This window comes from Nocardiopsis sp. TRM 82005 (assembly GCF_056312425.1).
Genome location: NZ_JBWDTQ010000012.1, coordinates 194505 through 212022, shown reverse-complemented (window position 1 = coordinate 212022; position 17518 = coordinate 194505). Strand labels below are relative to the sequence as shown.

20 protein-coding genes and 1 pseudogene are annotated in these 17518 nt (G+C 70.1%); 10 read left to right on the top strand and 11 right to left on the bottom strand.

What is annotated here, in order from left to right; all coding sequences use genetic code 11:
* Nucleotides 1-109: 109 nt before the first annotated feature.
* Together AC0T5L_RS10205 and AC0T5L_RS10200 are read right to left on the bottom strand one after the other, a co-directional pair.
* On the bottom strand, nt 110-1393 hold the full coding sequence (locus AC0T5L_RS10205; RefSeq protein ID WP_476165158.1) for an ArgE/DapE family deacylase: 1284 nt from the start codon (nt 1391-1393) through the stop codon (nt 110-112).
* Nucleotides 1394-1437: 44 nt separating this feature from the next.
* Entirely contained in the window at nt 1438-2778 is a 1341-nt protein-coding gene (locus AC0T5L_RS10200; RefSeq protein WP_476165157.1) for an MFS transporter, read from the bottom strand.
* Nucleotides 2779-2908: 130 nt separating this feature from the next.
* Between AC0T5L_RS10200 and AC0T5L_RS10195 the strand changes: the two genes are divergently transcribed.
* The 5 genes and pseudogenes from AC0T5L_RS10195 (at nt 2909) to AC0T5L_RS10175 (ending at nt 7345) form a co-directional block, all read left to right on the top strand.
* Entirely contained in the window at nt 2909-4039 is a 1131-nt protein-coding gene (locus AC0T5L_RS10195; RefSeq protein WP_476165156.1) for a PucR family transcriptional regulator, read from the top strand.
* Nucleotides 4040-4426: 387 nt separating this feature from the next.
* Nucleotides 4427-4780 (top strand): ATP-binding protein, encoded by a 354-nt coding sequence (locus AC0T5L_RS10190; RefSeq protein WP_476165155.1) that lies wholly within the window; start codon nt 4427-4429, stop codon nt 4778-4780.
* Nucleotides 4773-5413, top strand: a pseudogene (locus AC0T5L_RS10185) (response regulator). Before AC0T5L_RS10190 ends, AC0T5L_RS10185 begins: the two are co-directional and overlap by 8 nt.
* 343 nt (nt 5414-5756) lie before the next feature.
* Nucleotides 5757-6320 carry a DUF3887 domain-containing protein gene (locus tag AC0T5L_RS10180; protein WP_476165169.1) on the top strand — a complete coding sequence of 188 codons (564 nt, stop codon included), beginning with the start codon at nt 5757-5759 and terminating at the stop codon, nt 6318-6320.
* A 53-nt stretch (nt 6321-6373) separates the two neighbouring features.
* Entirely contained in the window at nt 6374-7345 is a 972-nt protein-coding gene (locus AC0T5L_RS10175; RefSeq protein WP_476165154.1) for a lysostaphin resistance A-like protein, read from the top strand.
* A 60-nt stretch (nt 7346-7405) separates the two neighbouring features.
* Here AC0T5L_RS10175 and AC0T5L_RS10170 read toward each other — a convergent pair whose 3' ends face one another.
* Nucleotides 7406-7675, bottom strand: a complete 270-nt coding sequence (locus tag AC0T5L_RS10170) for a hypothetical protein (RefSeq protein WP_476165153.1) — start codon at nt 7673-7675, stop codon at nt 7406-7408.
* Nucleotides 7676-7812: 137 nt separating this feature from the next.
* Here AC0T5L_RS10170 and AC0T5L_RS10165 point away from each other — a divergent pair, with 137 nt between their 5' ends.
* Both AC0T5L_RS10165 and AC0T5L_RS10160 read left to right on the top strand, forming a co-directional pair.
* On the top strand, nt 7813-8322 hold the full coding sequence (locus AC0T5L_RS10165) for a hypothetical protein (RefSeq protein WP_476165152.1): 510 nt from the start codon (nt 7813-7815) through the stop codon (nt 8320-8322).
* Nucleotides 8323-8538: 216 nt separating this feature from the next.
* Nucleotides 8539-8979, top strand: a complete 441-nt coding sequence (locus tag AC0T5L_RS10160; RefSeq protein ID WP_476165151.1) for a hypothetical protein — start codon at nt 8539-8541, stop codon at nt 8977-8979.
* Between the two features lie 356 nt (nt 8980-9335).
* Here AC0T5L_RS10160 and AC0T5L_RS10155 read toward each other — a convergent pair whose 3' ends face one another.
* The 4 genes from AC0T5L_RS10155 to AC0T5L_RS10140 form a co-directional block, all read right to left on the bottom strand.
* Complete coding sequence (locus AC0T5L_RS10155; RefSeq protein ID WP_476165150.1) at nt 9336-9479, bottom strand: hypothetical protein; 144 nt, start codon at nt 9477-9479, stop codon at nt 9336-9338.
* 143 nt (nt 9480-9622) lie between these two features.
* Nucleotides 9623-10636, bottom strand: a complete 1014-nt coding sequence (locus tag AC0T5L_RS10150) for an aldo/keto reductase (protein ID WP_476165149.1) — start codon at nt 10634-10636, stop codon at nt 9623-9625.
* 241 nt (nt 10637-10877) lie between these two features.
* The gene (locus AC0T5L_RS10145; RefSeq protein ID WP_476165148.1) at nt 10878-11672 is read right to left on the bottom strand and encodes an SDR family NAD(P)-dependent oxidoreductase; all 795 of its coding nucleotides are present in this window, start codon (nt 11670-11672) and stop codon (nt 10878-10880) included.
* Between the two features lie 134 nt (nt 11673-11806).
* Nucleotides 11807-12622: an aldo/keto reductase gene (locus AC0T5L_RS10140; protein ID WP_476165168.1), complete on the bottom strand. Its 816-nt coding sequence runs from the start codon at nt 12620-12622 to the stop codon at nt 11807-11809.
* On the opposite strand from AC0T5L_RS10140, the gene AC0T5L_RS10135 reads away from it, so the two are divergent.
* Both AC0T5L_RS10135 and AC0T5L_RS10130 read left to right on the top strand, forming a co-directional pair.
* On the top strand, nt 12603-12884 hold the full coding sequence (locus tag AC0T5L_RS10135) for a hypothetical protein (protein WP_476165170.1): 282 nt from the start codon (nt 12603-12605) through the stop codon (nt 12882-12884). The genes AC0T5L_RS10140 and AC0T5L_RS10135 overlap by 20 nt on opposite strands.
* Nucleotides 12885-12948: 64 nt before the next feature.
* Entirely contained in the window at nt 12949-13416 is a 468-nt protein-coding gene (locus AC0T5L_RS10130) for a MarR family winged helix-turn-helix transcriptional regulator (RefSeq protein WP_476165147.1), read from the top strand.
* Nucleotides 13417-13431: 15 nt separating this feature from the next.
* Here the strand turns inward: AC0T5L_RS10130 and AC0T5L_RS10125 are convergent, their stop codons facing one another.
* On the bottom strand, nt 13432-13920 hold the full coding sequence (locus AC0T5L_RS10125) for a VOC family protein (RefSeq protein ID WP_476165146.1): 489 nt from the start codon (nt 13918-13920) through the stop codon (nt 13432-13434).
* 474 nt (nt 13921-14394) lie between these two features.
* Between AC0T5L_RS10125 and AC0T5L_RS10120 the strand changes: the two genes are divergently transcribed.
* Entirely contained in the window at nt 14395-14781 is a 387-nt protein-coding gene (locus AC0T5L_RS10120) for a hypothetical protein (RefSeq protein WP_476165145.1), read from the top strand.
* Between the two features lie 246 nt (nt 14782-15027).
* On the opposite strand, the gene AC0T5L_RS10115 is transcribed toward AC0T5L_RS10120, so the two are convergent.
* Genes AC0T5L_RS10115 through AC0T5L_RS10105 form a run of 3 tightly spaced genes read right to left on the bottom strand, consistent with a single transcriptional unit; the run spans nt 15028 to nt 17470 of the window.
* Nucleotides 15028-15351: an STAS domain-containing protein gene (locus tag AC0T5L_RS10115; protein ID WP_476165144.1), complete on the bottom strand. Its 324-nt coding sequence runs from the start codon at nt 15349-15351 to the stop codon at nt 15028-15030.
* Nucleotides 15348-16661 carry a PP2C family protein-serine/threonine phosphatase gene (locus tag AC0T5L_RS10110; protein ID WP_476165143.1) on the bottom strand — a complete coding sequence of 438 codons (1314 nt, stop codon included), beginning with the start codon at nt 16659-16661 and terminating at the stop codon, nt 15348-15350. Before AC0T5L_RS10110 ends, AC0T5L_RS10115 begins: the two co-directional genes overlap by 4 nt.
* Nucleotides 16658-17470 carry an alpha/beta fold hydrolase gene (locus AC0T5L_RS10105; RefSeq protein WP_476165167.1) on the bottom strand — a complete coding sequence of 271 codons (813 nt, stop codon included), beginning with the start codon at nt 17468-17470 and terminating at the stop codon, nt 16658-16660. The genes AC0T5L_RS10110 and AC0T5L_RS10105 overlap by 4 nt, the downstream gene beginning before the upstream one ends.
* Nucleotides 17471-17518 lie beyond the last annotated feature (48 nt).

Here is a 17518-nt window from a genome sequence, read left to right as displayed (position 1 = left end):
GCGGTGTCGCCCGCGCACGTGCGCGGGCGACACCGCCCCTGTCCGCCTCTGCCCGCGCCTCGTGCGGGTCACGGGTGCCCGGTGTGCCGTCCCCCGGTCGGGCCCGCTGTCAGGCGGCCTCCTCCAGACCGCACCACCGCGCGATGAACAGGGCGATGGACTTGGTGATCCGCCGCACGGACTCGACGTCGACGCGCTCGTCGTACCCGTGGATGGCCTCCGAGACCGGCCCGTAGACCAGCGCGGGGATCCCCTGGTACAGGGCGTAGACGCGGCCGTCGAGGTAGCCGGGGGTGGTGAAGGTCCGCAGCTCGTCCTTGAAGACGGTCCGGTGGGCCTCGCGCAGCACGTTCTCGGCGTCCGTGCCCTCGGACAGGACATAGCCTTCGGCGTAGAAGCCGGTCCGCTCGCCCACGGCCTCGATGGGGTTGCCCGCGTCATCGGTGGTGGTGCCCCGCAGCACCTCCTGGATCTGCTCCCAGGCGTCGTCGGCGCTCACCCCCGGATAGATCGCCGCCCGGACCTGGAGCTCGCACCAGGCGGGGACGCTCGACGGCCAGTCGCCGCCGCTGATCCCGCCGAGGTTGAAGTTGATGGGGTGGTCCAGGTCCTCGAAGTGGGGGTGGCTCCCCTTCTCGTCGTTCCAGCGCTGTTCGAGGACGCGCAGCCGCCCCATCACGTGGTGCGCCGCGTCGATCGCGTTGAACCCCGACGCCATCTCCCTAGGGTGCGTGGGGTGTCCCGCGACCCGCACGGTGAACCAGATGACGCCGACGTTGGCGCGGACCAGCATGTCCTCCTCGGGCTCGGGAATCAGGACGGCGTCGGCGGTGTACCCGCGCTGGATCGTCGCCAGCGCGCCGTTGCCGGTGCACTCCTCCTCCGCCACGGACTGGAAGTGGATGCGCCCGGCGGGGGCGAACCCGGCCGTGCGCACGGCGTCGTAGGCGAACAGGTTGGCCGCCAGCCCCGCCTTCATGTCACCGCTGCCCCGGCCGTGGAGCCAGCCGTCGATGACGGGGGCGTCCCACGGGGAGCGGGGCCACTCCCCGACGGGGCCCTCGGGGACCACGTCGATGTGGCCGTTGAGGATCAGCGAGCGGCCTCTGCCCCGGGCGGGGGTGTAGGTGCCCACCACGTTCTCGACGCCCTCGTAGGAGACCGTGATCTTTCCGGCGCCGGGGTGGGCCGAGATCTCCTCCGGGTCGAGTTCCCACCGGTCCATGGCCAGCCCCCGCCGCTCCATGGCCTCGTGCATCAGGTCCTGCGCCGAGGACTCCCGGGTGCGCAGGGAGGGGCGGCGCACCAGTTCCTGGGTGAAGGCCAGCTGGGCGTCGAAGGCGTCGTCGACCGCCGCTTCGATGCGCGCGACGACGTCGGGTGCGAGGTTCATGTTGTCCTCCTGTGCTGAGGCTGTGGTCGGTGCGGGCGGGCGGTTCACGCCGTGGCCCGGGTGTCCGCGGCGGCGCGGGTGTCCGCGACCCTGATCCGCTCGCCGGCCAGGCCGCCGAGCGCGGTGACGGCGCAGATACCGATGAGGACCAGCACCGCCGGCCAGGACGCGCCGTCGTCCACGGCCAGGAGCGCGGTGGCGATGAGCGGGAGGAACCCGCTGAGGGTTCCGGCGAGGTTGTAGCCCAGGGACACGCCGCTGTAGCGCAGCCGGGGCGGGAAGAGGTCGGCCAGCAGGGCGCCGGTGACGGCGTAGGCCAGGGTGATGAGGCAGATGCCGATGGTCACCGCGGCGGTGATCGCCCACGGGTCGGCGGTGTCGATGAGCCAGAACAGGGGGAACGCGGCCGCGGCGGTGGCCAGGGCACCGATCACCGTCATCCGGCCGGGGCCGAAGCGCTCGGCCGCGCGCCCGGCGACCAGGGTCGTGGCGATCTGGAAGACGGCGGCGACGAGCGTCGCGTTCACGACCGTCTGGCGGTCGACCTCCAGGACGGTGGAGGCGTAGGAGACCACGAAGGTCGTCATCACGTAGAAGCCGCCGACCCCCAGCAGCGCCGCGGCCACCGCCACGAGCAGGCGGCCCCAGGCCTCGCGGAACAGGGCCACGGCGGGCACCTTGGCGCGGTCCTCCATCTGCACCAGCTCCTGGAAGACGGGTGACTCCTCCACCTTGAAGCGGATGTAGAGGGCGATGCCCAGCAGCGGGAACGCGGCGAGGAACGGCAGGCGCCACCCCCAGGCGTCGAAGTCGGCCGCGGGCAGCGTCAGTACCGCGGCGAAGGCGGCCGAGGAGATGAGCGTGCCGACCGGGGAACCGATCTGGACCAGGGCGGCGTACCGGGCGCGCTGGCGCTCGGGGGCGTGCTCGATGGCGATGGTGATGGCGCCGCCCCATTCGCCGCCCACGGCCAGCCCCTGCAGGAGCCGCAGGACCGCGAGCAGGATCGGCGCGGCGATCCCGATCGCCAGGTAGTCGGGGATCACGCCGATGAGCCCGGTCGTGCAGCCGATCATGACGATGGTCACCAGCAGCGCGGGGCGCCGGCCGTAGCGGTCCCCGATGGAGCCGAAGATCAGGGACCCGATGGGCCTGGCGGCGAAGCCCACGCCGAAGGTCGCCAGCGCCGCCATGAGGCCCGCGCTCGGGTCGAGGTCGGTGAAGAACAGGCGGTTGAAGACCAGCGCGGCGGCCGTGCCGAACAGGAAGTAGTCGTACCACTCCAGGGCTGTTCCGACGAAGGCGGCGAAGGCGATGCGCCTCGCGTCGGCCGCTTCGACCTTGGGTCCTCTCGCTCCGGCCGGGGCCGGGTCGGGCTGTGGCATGTGATCCTCCGGGAGATGTGCACCGGTCGGACGGGACGTGAACGACCAGGCGTGATGCCGATCATCGTCTTGGAAAAAACGCACTTCCACAAGCGCACAACCCAACGAGAACACCGCCTAGAATGTGCACATGCACAAAACAGCGCCGTCAGACGTCATCCCCCGCGCCGCGCAGGCGTGCCTGGAGGAGCTGGAGTCCATCGCCTGGACCTACGTCCGCAGGGTCCGAGAGCTGACCGGATACGCCGAGACCGTCATCGACGACGCCGAGCTGTACGGCACGGCCCGGGCCACGCTCGAACTCCTCCTGGAACTCCTGCGGGGACAGGAGCGCCACGGTGAGCTGCGCGCCCACTCGATCGGGGTCGGGCGCTCCCGCGCCCGCCGCGGCATCCCCCTGGAGTCGCTGCTGCGCGCCGTGCGCATGGACTTCCGCTTCCTCTGGGAGGCGATGCGCGCCCACGTCACCGAAGCCGATTTCCGCGACTTCTCCGAGGAGGTCATCTCGATCTGGGAGGCGGTGGAGGTGCACACCACGCACGTGCAGACCGGCTACACCGACGAGATCGCGCGGATGCGCGCGGAACTGGAGCTGGAGCACGCGTTCCTCCTCCGGCGCTTGTTGAGCGGCTCCGGCGAGGACACGCGCCTGCACGCGCAGGCGGCGCAGGCCCTGGGCCTGCGCCCCGACGGAGTCCACCTCGTCCTGGTGGCCAACGGCAACCACGCGCGCGACTTCCGGGGCTGGGTCGGCGAGGCGCTTCCCGGGGCGGTCCTGCTCCGCCTGGACGGGGTGGAGTTCGCCATCGTCCCCGTAGGGGACGCCGCGTGCGCCGCCCGGGAGGCGCTGCTGAAGGAACCCGTCGGGATCTCTCCGAGCGCCCACGGCATCGGGGAGATCGCCCCGATGTGGCGGCTCGCCCGCGAGCTGGCGGAGTGGGCGCGGCCCGGCGCGGCGGCCACGGTCGAGAACCACTGGACCCGGCTGGCGGGCGCGCGCCTGGGCCCGGCCGCCGAGGCCTTCGCCCGGGACGTCCGGGAGGCGCTCGGGGGGTTCACCGAACGCGAGGTCGACCTGCAGATCGAAACGGTCGAGACCTACTACCGGACCGGTTCGGTGACCAAGGTCGCGCAGGCGATGTTCTGCCACCGCAACACGGTGATCAACCGCCTGCGCCGCTTCGCCGAGGCCACCGGGCTCGACGTCACCAGACCGGTCGACGCGTCCGCGGCCCAGCTCGCCCTGACCACCCTCCGTTAGGCTTTCGGCCGCTCACCCTCACCCGGCGCCCCCAGGACCACCCCGGGGCCCGTCCGGCGGTCCTCGTGTCCCAGGTCTCACAGGCCGTACCCGGAACCCAACGCACACACCACCGTTCCACTGCGCTTAGGGCCTTGGGCGACGTCCGCCCACAACAGAGTTCGGGCCTGCGGCCATCGGATGAGGACTCCTAACGAAACTGTTCTTGTCGCACGGTGGGAGTAGGTGACTTACCCCTAGCGAGGGAGGTTGCTTGATGGCCAGGCGACGGCCCTGGGAGGTCGACGACGAGCTGTAGGACCTGATCGAACCCTTGCTGCCCCGGCGTGAGTCTGCCGCCGGAGCGGGGTGGCCGGCCTCACGGCCGAGTGATCCCGGCTCAACGGGGTGCGCGCCGACTTCACCGCGACCGGGCCGGTCCGTCCCCTGCACGGGGAGGGCGAGGCGGCCCTGCTCCGCACCGTCCAGGAGTCGCTGTCCAACGTGGCCAGGCACGCGAGGGCCGCCCGGGTCGGGGTGACCCTGTCGTACATGGAGGACCTCGTCGTCCTGGACGTGCGCGATGACGGTGTGGGCTTCGGGGCCGGCGAAGGCGGTACGAACGGCGGATTCGGCCTGACGTCGATGCGGCAGCGGGTGGTCCGTCTGGCGGGCACCCTGGAGATCGAGTTCGAACCCGGTGCCGGAACGGCGGTCTCCGTCACCGTTCCGGCCGTTCCGAGGGAGACCCCCGGTGAGTGAGGCCCCCGTCCGTGTTCTGATCGCCGACGACCACCCCGTCGTCCGGGAGGGCATCCGGGGCATGTTCGCCCGTGAACCGGGGTTCGAGGTCGTCGGAGAGGCCGCTGACGGCGCTCGTGCCGTCGAGCTCGCGCGGTCCCTGGAGCCCGACGTGGTCCTCATGGACCTGCGCATGCCGGGGGCGGGCGGTGTGGAGGCCATCCGTGAGCTGGCCGACTGGGACTTCCGACCCGCGTCCTGGTCCTGACCACCTACGCGACCGACAGCGACGTCGGTCCCGCCATCGAAGCCGGGGCCACCGGCTACCTCCTCAAGGACGCCCTGCCCGAGGAGCTGGCGCGCGCCGTCCGGCTGGCCGCGCGCGGTGAGACCGTGCTCTCCCCCGTGGTGGCGATCCGGCTGGTCGGCAGGGTCCGCGAGCCCGCCGTGTCCCTGAGCGCCCGGGAGCTGGAGATCCTCCGGCTCATCGCCGCCGGCTCCACCAACCGGGAGGCGGCGACCCGCCTGTTCATCAGCGAGGCCACGGTCAAGACCCACGTCCTGCACATCTACGGCAAGCTCGGTGTCAACGACCGGGCCGCCGCGGTCGCGGCGGGTTTCCGGCGCGGTCCGCTGGACCTGGGCGACGGGTGATCCCGGCGGCTCCAGTGATCCCCATGGCCTCGGCGCTCCCCGGATAATCCGGGTCCGGTCAGCGCCACCCTCACCCCCCGGCGTTCGGAAAACGTGTTCAGAAACCACAGCATCCCGTCGGCGACGGGTGTGGTGCGGCATCCGACGCGTACCGTGCCGCCGGATTCGCGCCGGAGGAGAGGGCGCGAGTCGGCGGATGAGCCCTCACGGCGGGCGGACGCACCCGGGTGGGTAGCGTCGACCACCGTTGTACGCGCCCTCCTGGCGCACAGCCCGACTGTAAAGATATGGTTTACAAGTGCAAGAGAAGTTGACAGATGCGCTGCGGGCCTTGAAGGCGCACATGGAGGTGTTCCTCGCCTCGCGCGTCCTGACGAGGGATGACGACTGGGCCGACTCGATAGGGCGCGCCGTGAGCATGCAGGCGGCCGCCGACGACGTCGTGCGTGCTGTCGTGCAGCAGGCGCGCCAGAACGGCGCCACGTGGCAGGTCATCGGTGACGCGCTCGGCGTGAGCCGGCAGGCGGCGTTTCAGCGCTATGGCAAGCCGATCGACCCCAGAACAGGAGAGCCCATGAACACCACGCCACTTCCCGGCGTCGTCGAACTGGCCGCCTCGGTGATCGAGGACCTCGCGTCCGGGCGATGGACGCGTGTCACCGAGCAGTTCGATCCGACCATGCGCGATGGCCTGTCGGAGGACGCGCTCGCGGCCGCGTGGGCGCAGATCATCGGTCTGGCGGGAGCTTTCGAGGGGCGTGGAGAGCCGGAGGCCACCCGGGCCGGCGACGTGACGATCACGAACACGCAGCTCTCGTTTGAGGCGGGCGACTACACGGCACGGATCGCGTTCCGCGACGACCGCACCATCGCCGGTCTGCACATCCTCGAAGGGCAGACGTCGTGAACATCGAATCTCCGGGCGAACCGAAGACGACCACGACCCGAGGCGGACCCCGCATGAGCAGCCGCGATCTGCGGTCCATCGGCGTGTTCACCGCCCTGGCGTTCGCACTCGCCTGGCTCGTCGCGCTCCCGCTCTGGTTCGGCGACGGGCTCGCCAGCCCCTGGTTCCCGCTCGTGGCCACCGCCATGATGATGACCCCCGCCATCGCCGCCCTCGTCGTCGTGTTCTTCGTGGAGCGGCCGCGGCAGAAGGCGTGGACGCTCGGACTGTGGCCGTTGAGACCGGTCCGGAGACTGCTCGGCTACGCGGCGCTGGGGATCATCGTGCCCATCGCGCTCGTCCTGGTGGCGCTCCCGATCGGCGCGCTGCTGGGGGTCTATCCGGCCGACTTCGCGAACTTCTCCGCGTTCCAGCAGGTCCTCGACGAGCAAGCGAGCTCCGCGGGAGCAACCGGGCTCCCGATACCGATCGGCGCGCTCATCGCCATCCAGCTCGCCACACTCCCCGTGGCAGCGTTCGTCAACCTCATCCCGGCACTGGGCGAGGAACTCGGGTGGCGAGGGTGGCTGCTCCCGAAGCTGATGCCGCTCGGTACGCTCCCGGCTCTCCTGGTCATGGGTGTCATCTGGGGGACCTGGCACGCTCCGCTCGTCCTCCTCGGGTACAACTACCCCGATGCGCCGGGCTGGCTCGGCGTAACCGCGATGGTCGGCATGTGCGTTCTGGTCGGCGCGGTCTTCGGCTGGCTGCGCCTTCGATCGGGGTCCGTGTGGCCCGCGGCCCTCGCGCACGCCGCGTTCAACGGGGCGGGCGGGACCTATCTCCTCTTCGCGAAGGCAGGCGAGCACGTCGACACCACGCAGGCGACGATCCTCGGCTGGAGCGGGTGGATCGTGCCGCTGGTGCTCGTCGTGGTCCTCATCGCCACAGGACGGTTCGCTTCCGCGAAGCTCCCCTCCACCCCACCGTCAAGGACGGGGCGTACCCCCGAACGCCCGGCGACGGGACAAGCAACCAGTGAGTAGCCACAGTGGATCCTGCGGCCTCGGTGTCCCTGATCCCGTCCGCCTGGGCCAGGTGCGCGGTCAGGCGGCGGGGGCGCGGCCGGTCCGCAGCGAGGTGGGCTGAACCACGTAGGTGGTCGGATCGGCACCGACCCGGTGGGACTGGTCGGATCGAGCAGGGCTTCCGTACGTACGAGATCCGGAGTCCGTCATGCCTGCGGCCCGCCCGTCGGAGGCCGCGGCGCGGCGCGTCTCGGGCCAGACGAGCTGTCCCAGGTAAGCCCATGCCGTGGGATCAGCGGTGACCGGGGAGGCGGCCAGCGTCCTGCCGACGGCACGGCATCGTCGCAAGGCGTGAGCCGAGGGTCCGACGGTGGTCCGTGGGCGCCCCCTCGGCCGTCGCGCAGTGGAGTACGGCATGGTGGCAGAGGCGCTGTAATCTACGGGCATGAAACTGAAAATCATTATCAGAACCGTGGGGGGTCGCCATGATCGCCGCCATGGCATGGGTGCGAGTGAATGTGCCCGCCGGCGACCTGATCGAGGGCGAAAACAACAGTGCGTACCCCAGTTACGTCGACACGCACCGGACACCTTTGCAGGTGCCTCTGTTCGTGGTCCTGGTGTGGATGATGGCGAAGTTCTCCTTCCAGTTGAAGAGTCCGCTGGCGGCGCGACTCGACCAGGACGGAACCAAGCTGTTCGCCGACACCAATTTCGGGTTGCGCATGAAGGTCGGAGCGCCGAAGGCCGAGGCTCCTTGGGACGCGATCAAGCGGGTGGTGCCGCGGCGTCGCCGTTCGAAACTGCTGAGGATCATTCCGGTTTGGAAGACCATGGTGTCCTTCGAGAGATCCAGCGGCAGGAGCTACGGCCAAAGTGCGAGTTTGTCACCTTGGTCCGTGAGGAAGGTGGCTGCCGGAATCTCGCGGTTCGCCCCGCATGTCGAAGGCGTCGACGAGCGCTGTCCAGGGAAGCGCCGCATGGCCAAGCTGTAGAGCGACCGGCGAATGGTCGAGGTTTGATTGTCCTCTTCGAGACTCATGCCGGGCTCCAGCTCCGCACTCGATAACCAAACATCAATGAGTTGTCGCCTTGTCAGCGACAGGTGAGGGGTTCACGTCCCCTCGCTGGCTCCCACATGGTCTGACCCGGGTGAATTCGTGAAGCGCGGACAGCCGCACGCGGCTGGAGAGCTTGACGAGGTATCGCCTATGGCTACCGGCCGTATTCGCCGAAGCCCGCGCAACCTGGCCGCGGGACCCCTGAGGGCCCACGTCGGCTCCTTCGTGCTCCACCTGCGCTCCGAGGGAAAGAGTGACAACACCGTCACGATGTACGCCGACGCCGTGCGCTGGTTCGCCGCCGAGCACCTGCGGACCGGCGGTCAGCCCACCGGCATCGACACCGACGCCTACGTCAACAACCAGTACCGGTGTCTACAGCAGTTCTTCACGTGGCTGGCGGACGAGGAGGACGTCCCCAACCCCATGCGCAAGACGAAGCCGCCCAAGGTCACCCCGCAACCGGTTCCCGTCTTCGAGGAGGACGAGACCGGCAGGACCCTCAAGGACCGCGGAGGGCGCGGGTTTCCTCACACACCGCGACCTGGCCCTCGTGCGGCTGCTGGCGGGCACGGGTGTGCGCCTCCATGAGCTGACGAACTTCAAGGTCGAGGACGTGGACCTGGACAGGTGCGGGGCGCGGGCCACCGGCAAGGGCGACAAGACCTGGTGGGCGCGTTTCACCAAGCGGGCCGCGATAGTGACTGAACGGGCGGGACCCGCGGCAGACGCTGCGCCACTACAACCGGTCGGCCGCGGCTTCGCGCGCGCAGCGTCACTACGACCAGGTCATGGAGCGCCGCGCCTGAGCGCAGGCGTGCGGAGGGCGTCAGCACTTGACGCAGGCGGAACAGCGAGAGGCCCGGCCGGTCAGGCGACCAGCTGGGCCTCTCGCCGCGGGGCCTGCTGCGGTGTCCGGTCCAGGCCATCGGCCATCAGGGCCTCGGTCATCGCGGTACGAGCGCCGTGGCCACGGCCTCCAGTCCGTCCCGGTAGATGCCGGTGAAGAGGGTCCCGGTCTCCTCGTCAGTCACGCCCTCGGGGGCGAAGCGTCCGCTCCACTGGATCTCGGCGGTCTCCCTGCCGGGCACGGAGAAGACGCGGAGGTCGACCGACGGGCCCGACCGCCCTGTTCGGAGACGGCCCTGGGGATGCGGGCAGCCAGTCGGGCAGGGAGTGGAAACCGCCGATCAGCTCCCAGACCTGCTCGGGGGGGAGGCCTGGGCGACGCGGGTCAGGCACCGGCCGGGAGCGGGGCCGCCGGGTCGAGCAGACCGACAGCGCGCAGGTCGTGCCAGAAGGCGGCGGGGATCTCCTCGCGCAGGGCACCAAGGTCCTCGGCTGTCCGGGAGGGGCGGGTGGCGCCGGGGATCGCGGCGGCGGTGGCCGGGTGGGCGAGCGCGAACTGGAGCGCGGCGGCCTTGATGGACACCCCGTACCGGTCGGTCAGCTCCCGGATGCGCCGGACGGTCTCCAGGATGTACGCCGGGGCCTCCTGGTACTCGAAGTGGGTGCCGCCGGCCAGGACGCCGGAGCTGTAGGGGCCGCCGACGACCATGTCGACGCCCTGCTCCTGCGCCGCGGGCAGCAGCCGCTGGAGCGCCTGCCGGTGGTCCAGCAGGGTGTAGCGGCCGGCCAGCAGGAAGCCGTCGGGGCGCGGCTCGTCCAGGGCGAGGGTGAGCTCGACGGGCTCGACCCGGTTGACACCCAGGCCCCAGGCCTTGATCACGCCCTGGTCGCGCAGCTCGTCCAGGACCCGGAAGGCACCAGTGCGGGCCGTCTCGAATTGGGCGAGCCAGCGGTCACCGTGGAAGTCCTGGGCGATGTCATGCACCCAGACGATGTCCAGTCGGTCGGTGCGCAGCCGCTTGAGGCTGTCCTCGATGGAGCGCTTGGTCGCGTCGGCGGTGTAGTCGTCGACCATCTTGTTGGGGCGACCGTGCTCGAACAGGCCGCCCTTCTCGCCGAGTTCGCGGGTGGCCGGGTCCTCTTCCTCGTCGAGGATGACGCGGCCGACCTTTGTCGAGAGGACGTAGGAGTCCCGGGGCTGCTGGGCCAGCATCTCGCCGAGCCGGATCTCGGCCAGGCCCGCGCCGTAGAACGGTGCGGTGTCGTAGTAGCGGATGCCCTGGTCCCAGGCGGCCTGGAGGGTGGCCTGCGCCTCGTCCTCGGGGATGGCGCGGAACATGTTGCCCATGGGGGCGGTACCGAAGCCCAGCGATTCGGGCAGCAGGTGGGTGAGGCTCATCAGGAGAGCTCCCTTTCGTGCGTGGTGGCGAGCCGCTTGGCGCCTTTCCCGTGGGCCCTGCGCAGCCTTGCTTGCATACAAAAATACTTGCAGGCGCTGGTAAATGCAAGCGCGCATTAAAGGCGTGTGGATGTTAGTGCCGTGTGCTGGGGAAACGGCCTGTGGCCGGGGCGTCCTCGGTGCGGTCGAAGGACACCCCGGCCACCGACGGGGAACGGGGAACCGGCGGTTGCCGGGCTACTCAGGGCAGGATCGAGTCGACGTAGCCGCCGTCGACGCGTAGGGCGCCGCCGGTGGTCGCGGACGCGTAGGGCGAGGAGAGATAGACGACCAGGTGGGCGATCTCCTCAGGCTCGATGAGGCGCTGGATCAGGGACTGCGGGCGATGCTTGGTCATGAACTCGCGCTGTGCCTCGTCCCAGGGCAGCTCGTCGCCGACCAGTTCACGGACGAAGTCCTCGACGCCGCCGGTGTGCGTCGGGCCGGCGATGACGGAGTTGACGGTCACGCCCGTGCCGGCCGCCTCCTTGGCGAAGCCGCGGCTGACGGCGAGCAGCGAGGTCTTGGTCATGCCGTAGTGGATCATCTCGGCGGGGATGACCACGGCCGAGTCGCTGGCGAGATTGAGGACGCGGCCCCAGCCCCGTTCCGCCATGCCGGGCAGATAGGCGCGGATGAGCCGGACAGCGGAGAGGACGTTCACCTCGAAGTAGCGGCGCCACTCGGCGTCGTCGATCTCCAGTGGGGCGGCGGAGCCGAAGATGCCCAGGTTGTTGACCAGGATGTCGACCGTGGGGGCGGCCTCCAGTACGGCCGCGGCGCCCTCCTCGGACGCCAGGTCGCCCACGGCGGCGATGACGTCGTCGTTGCCGGAGTCGACACGCACCTGGTCCACCGCGTCCATGACGCGCTCCGCGCCCCGGCCGTTGACGGCGACCCGGGCTCCGGCGCGGGCGAGGCCGACGGCGATGGCGTATCCGATGCCCTGGGTGGAGCCGGTGACCAGGGCGGTGCGGCCGGAAAGGTCGATCTGCACGATGGTTCCTCCTCGTCGAGGGTGTGCGGCTGTACATCGATACCGATGTAGGTCGGTGCCGGTGCACGACAGGCGCCCCGAGCGCCCGTCCCCGTGCCACGAAGGACAGGCGCTCGGGGCGTTCGGGGCGGTGGTCAGTTGATGGTGTCGGGGTTCGGGCCGGTGCGCAGCCCGCGGTCCAGTCCCGCGATGGCGGACATGTCGGCGTCGCTCAGCTCGAAGCCGAAGACGTCGAGGTTCTGCCGGATGCGCTCGGGGGTGACGGACTTGGGGATCACGATGTTGCCGCTCTGTAGGTGCCAGCGCAGCACCACCTGCGCCGGGGACACGCCGTGCGACCCGGCGATCTTCACGATCGGCTCGTCCTTGAGGACCGCACCCTGGGCCAGTGGGCTCCACGCCTCGGTGGCGATGCCGTGCTCGGCATGGAAGGCGCGCAGCTCGTCCTGCTGGAACGCGGGGTGCAGCTCGATCTGGTTGACGGCCGGGGTGACGCCGGTGTTCTCCTGGAGCCGCTGCAGGTCGGAGACGCGGAAGTTCGAGACGCCGATGGCGCGGGTGCGCTCGCTCGCCAGGATCTCCTCCAGCACCTTGTAGGTCTCCACGTACAGATCACGGGCCGGGGTGGGCCAGTGGATCAGGTAGAGGTCGACGTAGTCGAGGCCGAGCTTGTCCAGGGAGGCGTCGAACGCGGCCAGGGGCTTGTCCTTGCCCTGGTCGTCGTTCCACAGCTTGGTGGTGATGAAGAGGTCCTCGCGGGGGAGGCCGGAGGCGTTGAGGGCCTTGCCGACGCCGCGCTCGTTGCCGTAGACCGCGGCGGTGTCGATGCTGCGGTAACCGGCCTCAAGGGCGTTGGCGACGGCGGCGGTGGTCTCCTCGTCGGGGACCTGGAAGACGCCGAAGCCGAGCTGCGGCATGGCCACACCATTGTTGAGCGTCACGTTCGGGATGGCAGTCATGAAGGGCCTTTCGGTGGTGTTTTCGGTGCTTTTTGTACTGGTCAGTGCTGGTCTCGCCGGAGATGAGCACGGCGCGCTCATCGCGGCGGAGGGCCAGCAGATGTCCGCCGGCGTCGAGAACGGTGATGCTGGCGGGGACTCCCGCCTCGCCGGCGGCGCGGTGCCCCCGGGGCAGAAGATGCGTCTGCGTCTTACGGGCGCCCACAATAATTGCACACGCCGTATAATTGCAAGCGCGGATATAGTGAACTAAACGCCCGGCAGTCCCCTGTCGGCGCGGCACCACCGTTCGCAAGACCCGACCGAGGGAGCTGCTCATGACCGCCACCGACCCGGGGATGACCGCACTGGCGCACAGTTGGTCGGCCCTCTCTCTGCTGCACGGTCGCATCGAGGGCCGCGTCGAACGCGCACTCCAGGCGGGGCACAAGCTGAGTGCGCGCGAGTACTCGCTGCTGGATGTGCTCAGCCGACAGCACGACGGCGAGGGTGGTCACCTGCAGATGCGCCAGGTCGCCGACTCCGTCGTGCTCAGCCAGAGCGCCACCACACGGCTGGTGACCCGGTTGGAACAGCGCGGGCTGCTCTCGCGCTACCTGTGCCCCACCGACCGTCGCGGCATCTACACGGATGTGACCGAGGCCGGCGTGCGCCTGCTGAACGAGGCCCGTCCCACCCACAACACCGCTCTGAGCGAGGCCCTGGACGAGGCGGCCGAGGACCCCGCGCTCGCCCCCCTCGTCAAGGCCGTCCATGAGCTGCCGGGCGCCATCCAGCCGACGTGAGCTGGCGCCCGGGCGTTAGCGGGCGAATCCGCCCTGGGGTTGGATGATCTCCAGGTTCGTGCCGTCCGGGTCGTTGAAGTACGCGACCTTGGTGCCGAGCGCTTCCTCAGGGGTGACCTCGCCCGCGAGGAACGTGTAGTCATCGCCCAGGAAGTCGTACCCGGCCTCCTTCATGCGCCGGTAGACCGCGTCGAAGTCGTCGACCTGGAAGCACAGGTGCATGGAGCCGGGGCGGTTTGCCTTGCCGTTCGTGCGCTCGCCCACCGGGTCCTGGAACTGGATGAGGTCGATGCCGAGACTGTCCATGTTGATCGTGGCGTACCGCAACTTCGCGTTCGGCAGCCCTTGGGAGTTGCCGAACGCAACGCTGTTCATGGTCCCCTGCGCGGCGGGTCCCCGTCCGGTCAGGGCTTGGTAGAACGCGATCGAGGCGTCCAGATCCGAGACCGAGATCCCGACGTGGGCGGCCTGGGTGAGATTCATCGAGGTGCTGGCGACAGCCATGATCTTCCCTTTCGCTTGCGGCCTACAGCCTGCGGACGCGGGCCACTGTGCAGGCCGGGTGCTGTGTGGCCCCTGGTTCCTTTGGGGATCATGTTTCCGATTGCGCGGAGAGTAGGCGTCTGATCTTGCTTCGGTGGACAGGTGTCCGCTTTCGGAAAACGCTGGCACCTTCCGTACCCGCGGGAGTCGGTGTCGTGCGAGTTGAGGACCCCACGTGGCTGGGCCGGTCCGTGCTCGCGATCACTCCGCACCACACCACCGAACTCCGCGAGCTGGTCACCGGTGCGCTCCGCGAGGCGGCCTCCGCCAGCCGAACCTGCCGTCGGGAACCCGGGCGGTGCTCTCCGTGGACCTTCCATGGGCATGGCGGTCGGACTCGCCGCAGGGAATGCGCTTTCCCGAAGATGCTGCGCTGACCGGCGGATCGGCCCCAAAACGGTGCGACGCCCCTGCCGGAGAGGAAGCGTGGTGACCATGGGAGCAGCCGGACGGTATCGGGGACCAGGGGTGGCCGTCGGTCTGGGCCTCGTGCTCAGCGGATGCGCCCCCGGAGCACCGGGGCCCGCCCCCTGCCTCGACCCGACGGGCCGCCTCATCGCCCACGTGAACGACGACGAGTACCCCGACGCCGTCACCGGCACCGGGGGCATCGGCGACGAGCTGCGCATCGCCTTCGGGGAGGAATCCGGGTTCGGGGAACCGCGCCCCCGCGACCTGGTCGGCTTCATGCACCGGGACGAGGACCACATCCGCGCGGCGGTGGCCGACTTCGACGGCGACGACCGCCCCGACCTGGCGTTCTGCCAGTACGACGGGGCCGGGAACCACCTGGTGCAAGGGGCATCGGGGCGGGCGGGGTGAGGGGTTGTCCCCTCAGATCGAGCACTATCACTTGGACGTAGTGGGCTCAGAGCCGGAGGGCCACCTCTCACCGCCACTCGACATGGACGGCTTCTACCCGGCGTGCGGTGCGTAAGCCCCTCCGCGCCAGACACCGAGTAGGCAGCAGGGCATGGCGCACGGGGGCCGGGGCCCACCGTCGCAGGGCTGCCCCGTTCAAGCGGATCCGGTCTCCTCCCGTGACGCCCGCCGCCCGTGCCTCCCGGGTCAGGCGGTACCGGGGTAGAGGGTGAAGACCTTGTTCAGGCCGACCATGGTCATGATGCGCATGGTGTTGGCGGGGACGGAGACCAGGACCATGTCGGCTCCGGCGGCCAGGACGTGCTGACGGACGGCGAGGAGAGCGCTGATACCGCTGGAGTCACAGAACTCCAGGCCGGACAGGTCGATGACCAGGCACTGGTCCGGGCGCAGGGAGAGGATCTCGGCCTCGTGGCGCAGGGCCGCGGCGTGGCCGTAGTCCAGCGCGCCGGTCACGTCGAGGACGGGGCCGGCCGCGGTGTCTCGGCGGGTGACGTTCAGAGCGCTCATCGTGGAGGGCTCGTTCCCGGACGAAGGTGCGGAGGGGAGGCGGGGACGCCGATCGCGAGGAGGGCGGTGTCGTCGTCGAGGCCGTCGCCGAAACCCCTCAGCAGCCCGGCCAGGGCGTTGACCATGTCGCGGGGTGAGGAGGGGGCGTGCTCGGTGGCGAAGGAGCGCAGGTCGTCCTCGCCGTACATGGTGTCGCGTCCGGACCCCGTGCGGGCCTCGGTCAGGCCGTCGGTGTAGAGCACGAGGGTGTCGCCGGGGGCGAGGGTGGTCTCGGCGGTGGCGAAGTGGGCGTCGGGCAGCACGCCGACGAGCATCCCGCCCGGCGTGGGCAGGAAGTCGGCCCGTCCGCCGGAGCGCAGGACCAGGGGTGCGGGGTGGCCGCCGGAGGCGAGGCGGACACGGGTGCGGCCCCCGTCGCCGAGGGGTTCGAGGACGCCGAACACGGCGGTGCAGTAGCGGGGGTCGCCGTTGTCGGCGTGGCGCTCCAGGAGGACGGTGTTCAGCGTGGTCAGGGTATCGGCGGGCTCAGGGGAGTAGAGAGCGGCCGTGCGAAGGGTGTAACGGGCCTGGGAGGTCAGAGTCGCGGCCTCGGGGCCCTTGCCGGACACGTCGCCGAGGAAGAAGGCCCAGCGTGTGCCGTCGAGGGGGAACAGGTCGTAGAAGTCTCCGCCCAGCTGGTCGGGGGAGGCGGTGTGGTAGTAGGCGGACGCTTCCATGCCCGGCACGTCGGGCAGGATGTCGGGCAGGAGGGCCTTCTGTAGTACGTCGAACACGTCCGTCAGGCGGGTCCGGCCGAGGTCGGCCTGCTGACGCGCCCGTTCCGCCTCGGCGCGGGCCTGCTCGGCCTCCTTGCGGCGGCGCAGCAGCTCCTCCTCGTAGGCGCGGCGGTCGGCGGCGTCGAAGACGGTGGTGCGGATCAGTAGCGGCTCGCCTCCGTCGCCGTGCTTGATGACGGAGGAGACCAGTACCGGGAGGCGGCCGCCGTCGGATGCCCGCATCTCCAGGGCGATGCCGCTGATCTCGCCCCGCATACGCAGCAGAGGCGCGAAGTGCGTCTCGTGGTAGAGCCTGCCGCCCACGGTGAGCAGGTCGGTGAAACACATACGGCCCACCACGGCGTCGCGCTCCAGGCCGAGCCACTCCAGCAGCGTGGCGTTGATCCTGGCGATCGTGCCGTCCATGAGCGTCGACAGATACCCGCAGGGCGCGGACTCGTAGAGTTCCTCGGCGCTGCCCTCCAACAGCGTGGTGAGGGCCGCGTCGGTCTCGGCCCCGCCACCGGCCCCGGACGGCTCCGGTCCTTCGTTCATCCGGCACGCCCCAGGGTCTCCAGGAAGTCCAGCACCGCCGCCGCGGTGGCCTGCGGCGCGCTCAGCTGCGGACAGTGGCCGGTGGCGTCCAGGGTGACCAGCAGGGAGGAGGGGATCGCGGCGTGGACGAAGGCGCCGACCTCGCGCGGGGCGATGAGGTCCTGGGCGGACTCCAGGATCAGCGTCGGGACCTCCACGTCCTTCAGATCCGCGCGGTTGTCGGACAGGAAGGTGGTGCGGGCGAAGACCCGGGCCATGTCGGGGTCGGTGGCGCAGAAGCTGTTGGTCAGTTCCTGCTCCAGCTCGGGCCGCTCGGGGGTGCCCATGATCATTGGCGCCATGGCCGATGACCAGCCCAGGTAGTTCGACTCCAGAGAGGACAGCAGCTCGTCGATGTCCCCCGCGGTGAAGCCGCCGCGGTAGCCCTCGTCGTCGATGTAGCGGGGCGAGGGGGTCACCATCACCAGAGCCCGGATCCGCTCCGGTACCGCCCGCGAGGCCAGGGCGCCGACGATGGCGCTGACCGAGTGCCCCACGAACACCGCCCGCTCAAGGCCCAGCTCCCGGCAGACCTCCACCACGTCCTGGGCGTAGCCCTCCAGGGAGGAGTACCTCTCCTCGCTCCAGGCGGACGGGTCCGACCCTCCGGAACCGACGTAGTCGAACAGCACCACCCGGTGCCGCTCGGCCAGGGACGGGACGACCAGGCGCCACATGTTCTGGTCACAGCCGAATCCGTGGGCCAGTACGACAGTCGGCCCGTCGGCGGCCCCCGTGACCGTGACGTTGTTCCTACGCAGGACGTCCATACTGGTCATCCTTTCCCCCGCCTCAGGCTGCCCAAAAGGGCAGATGAT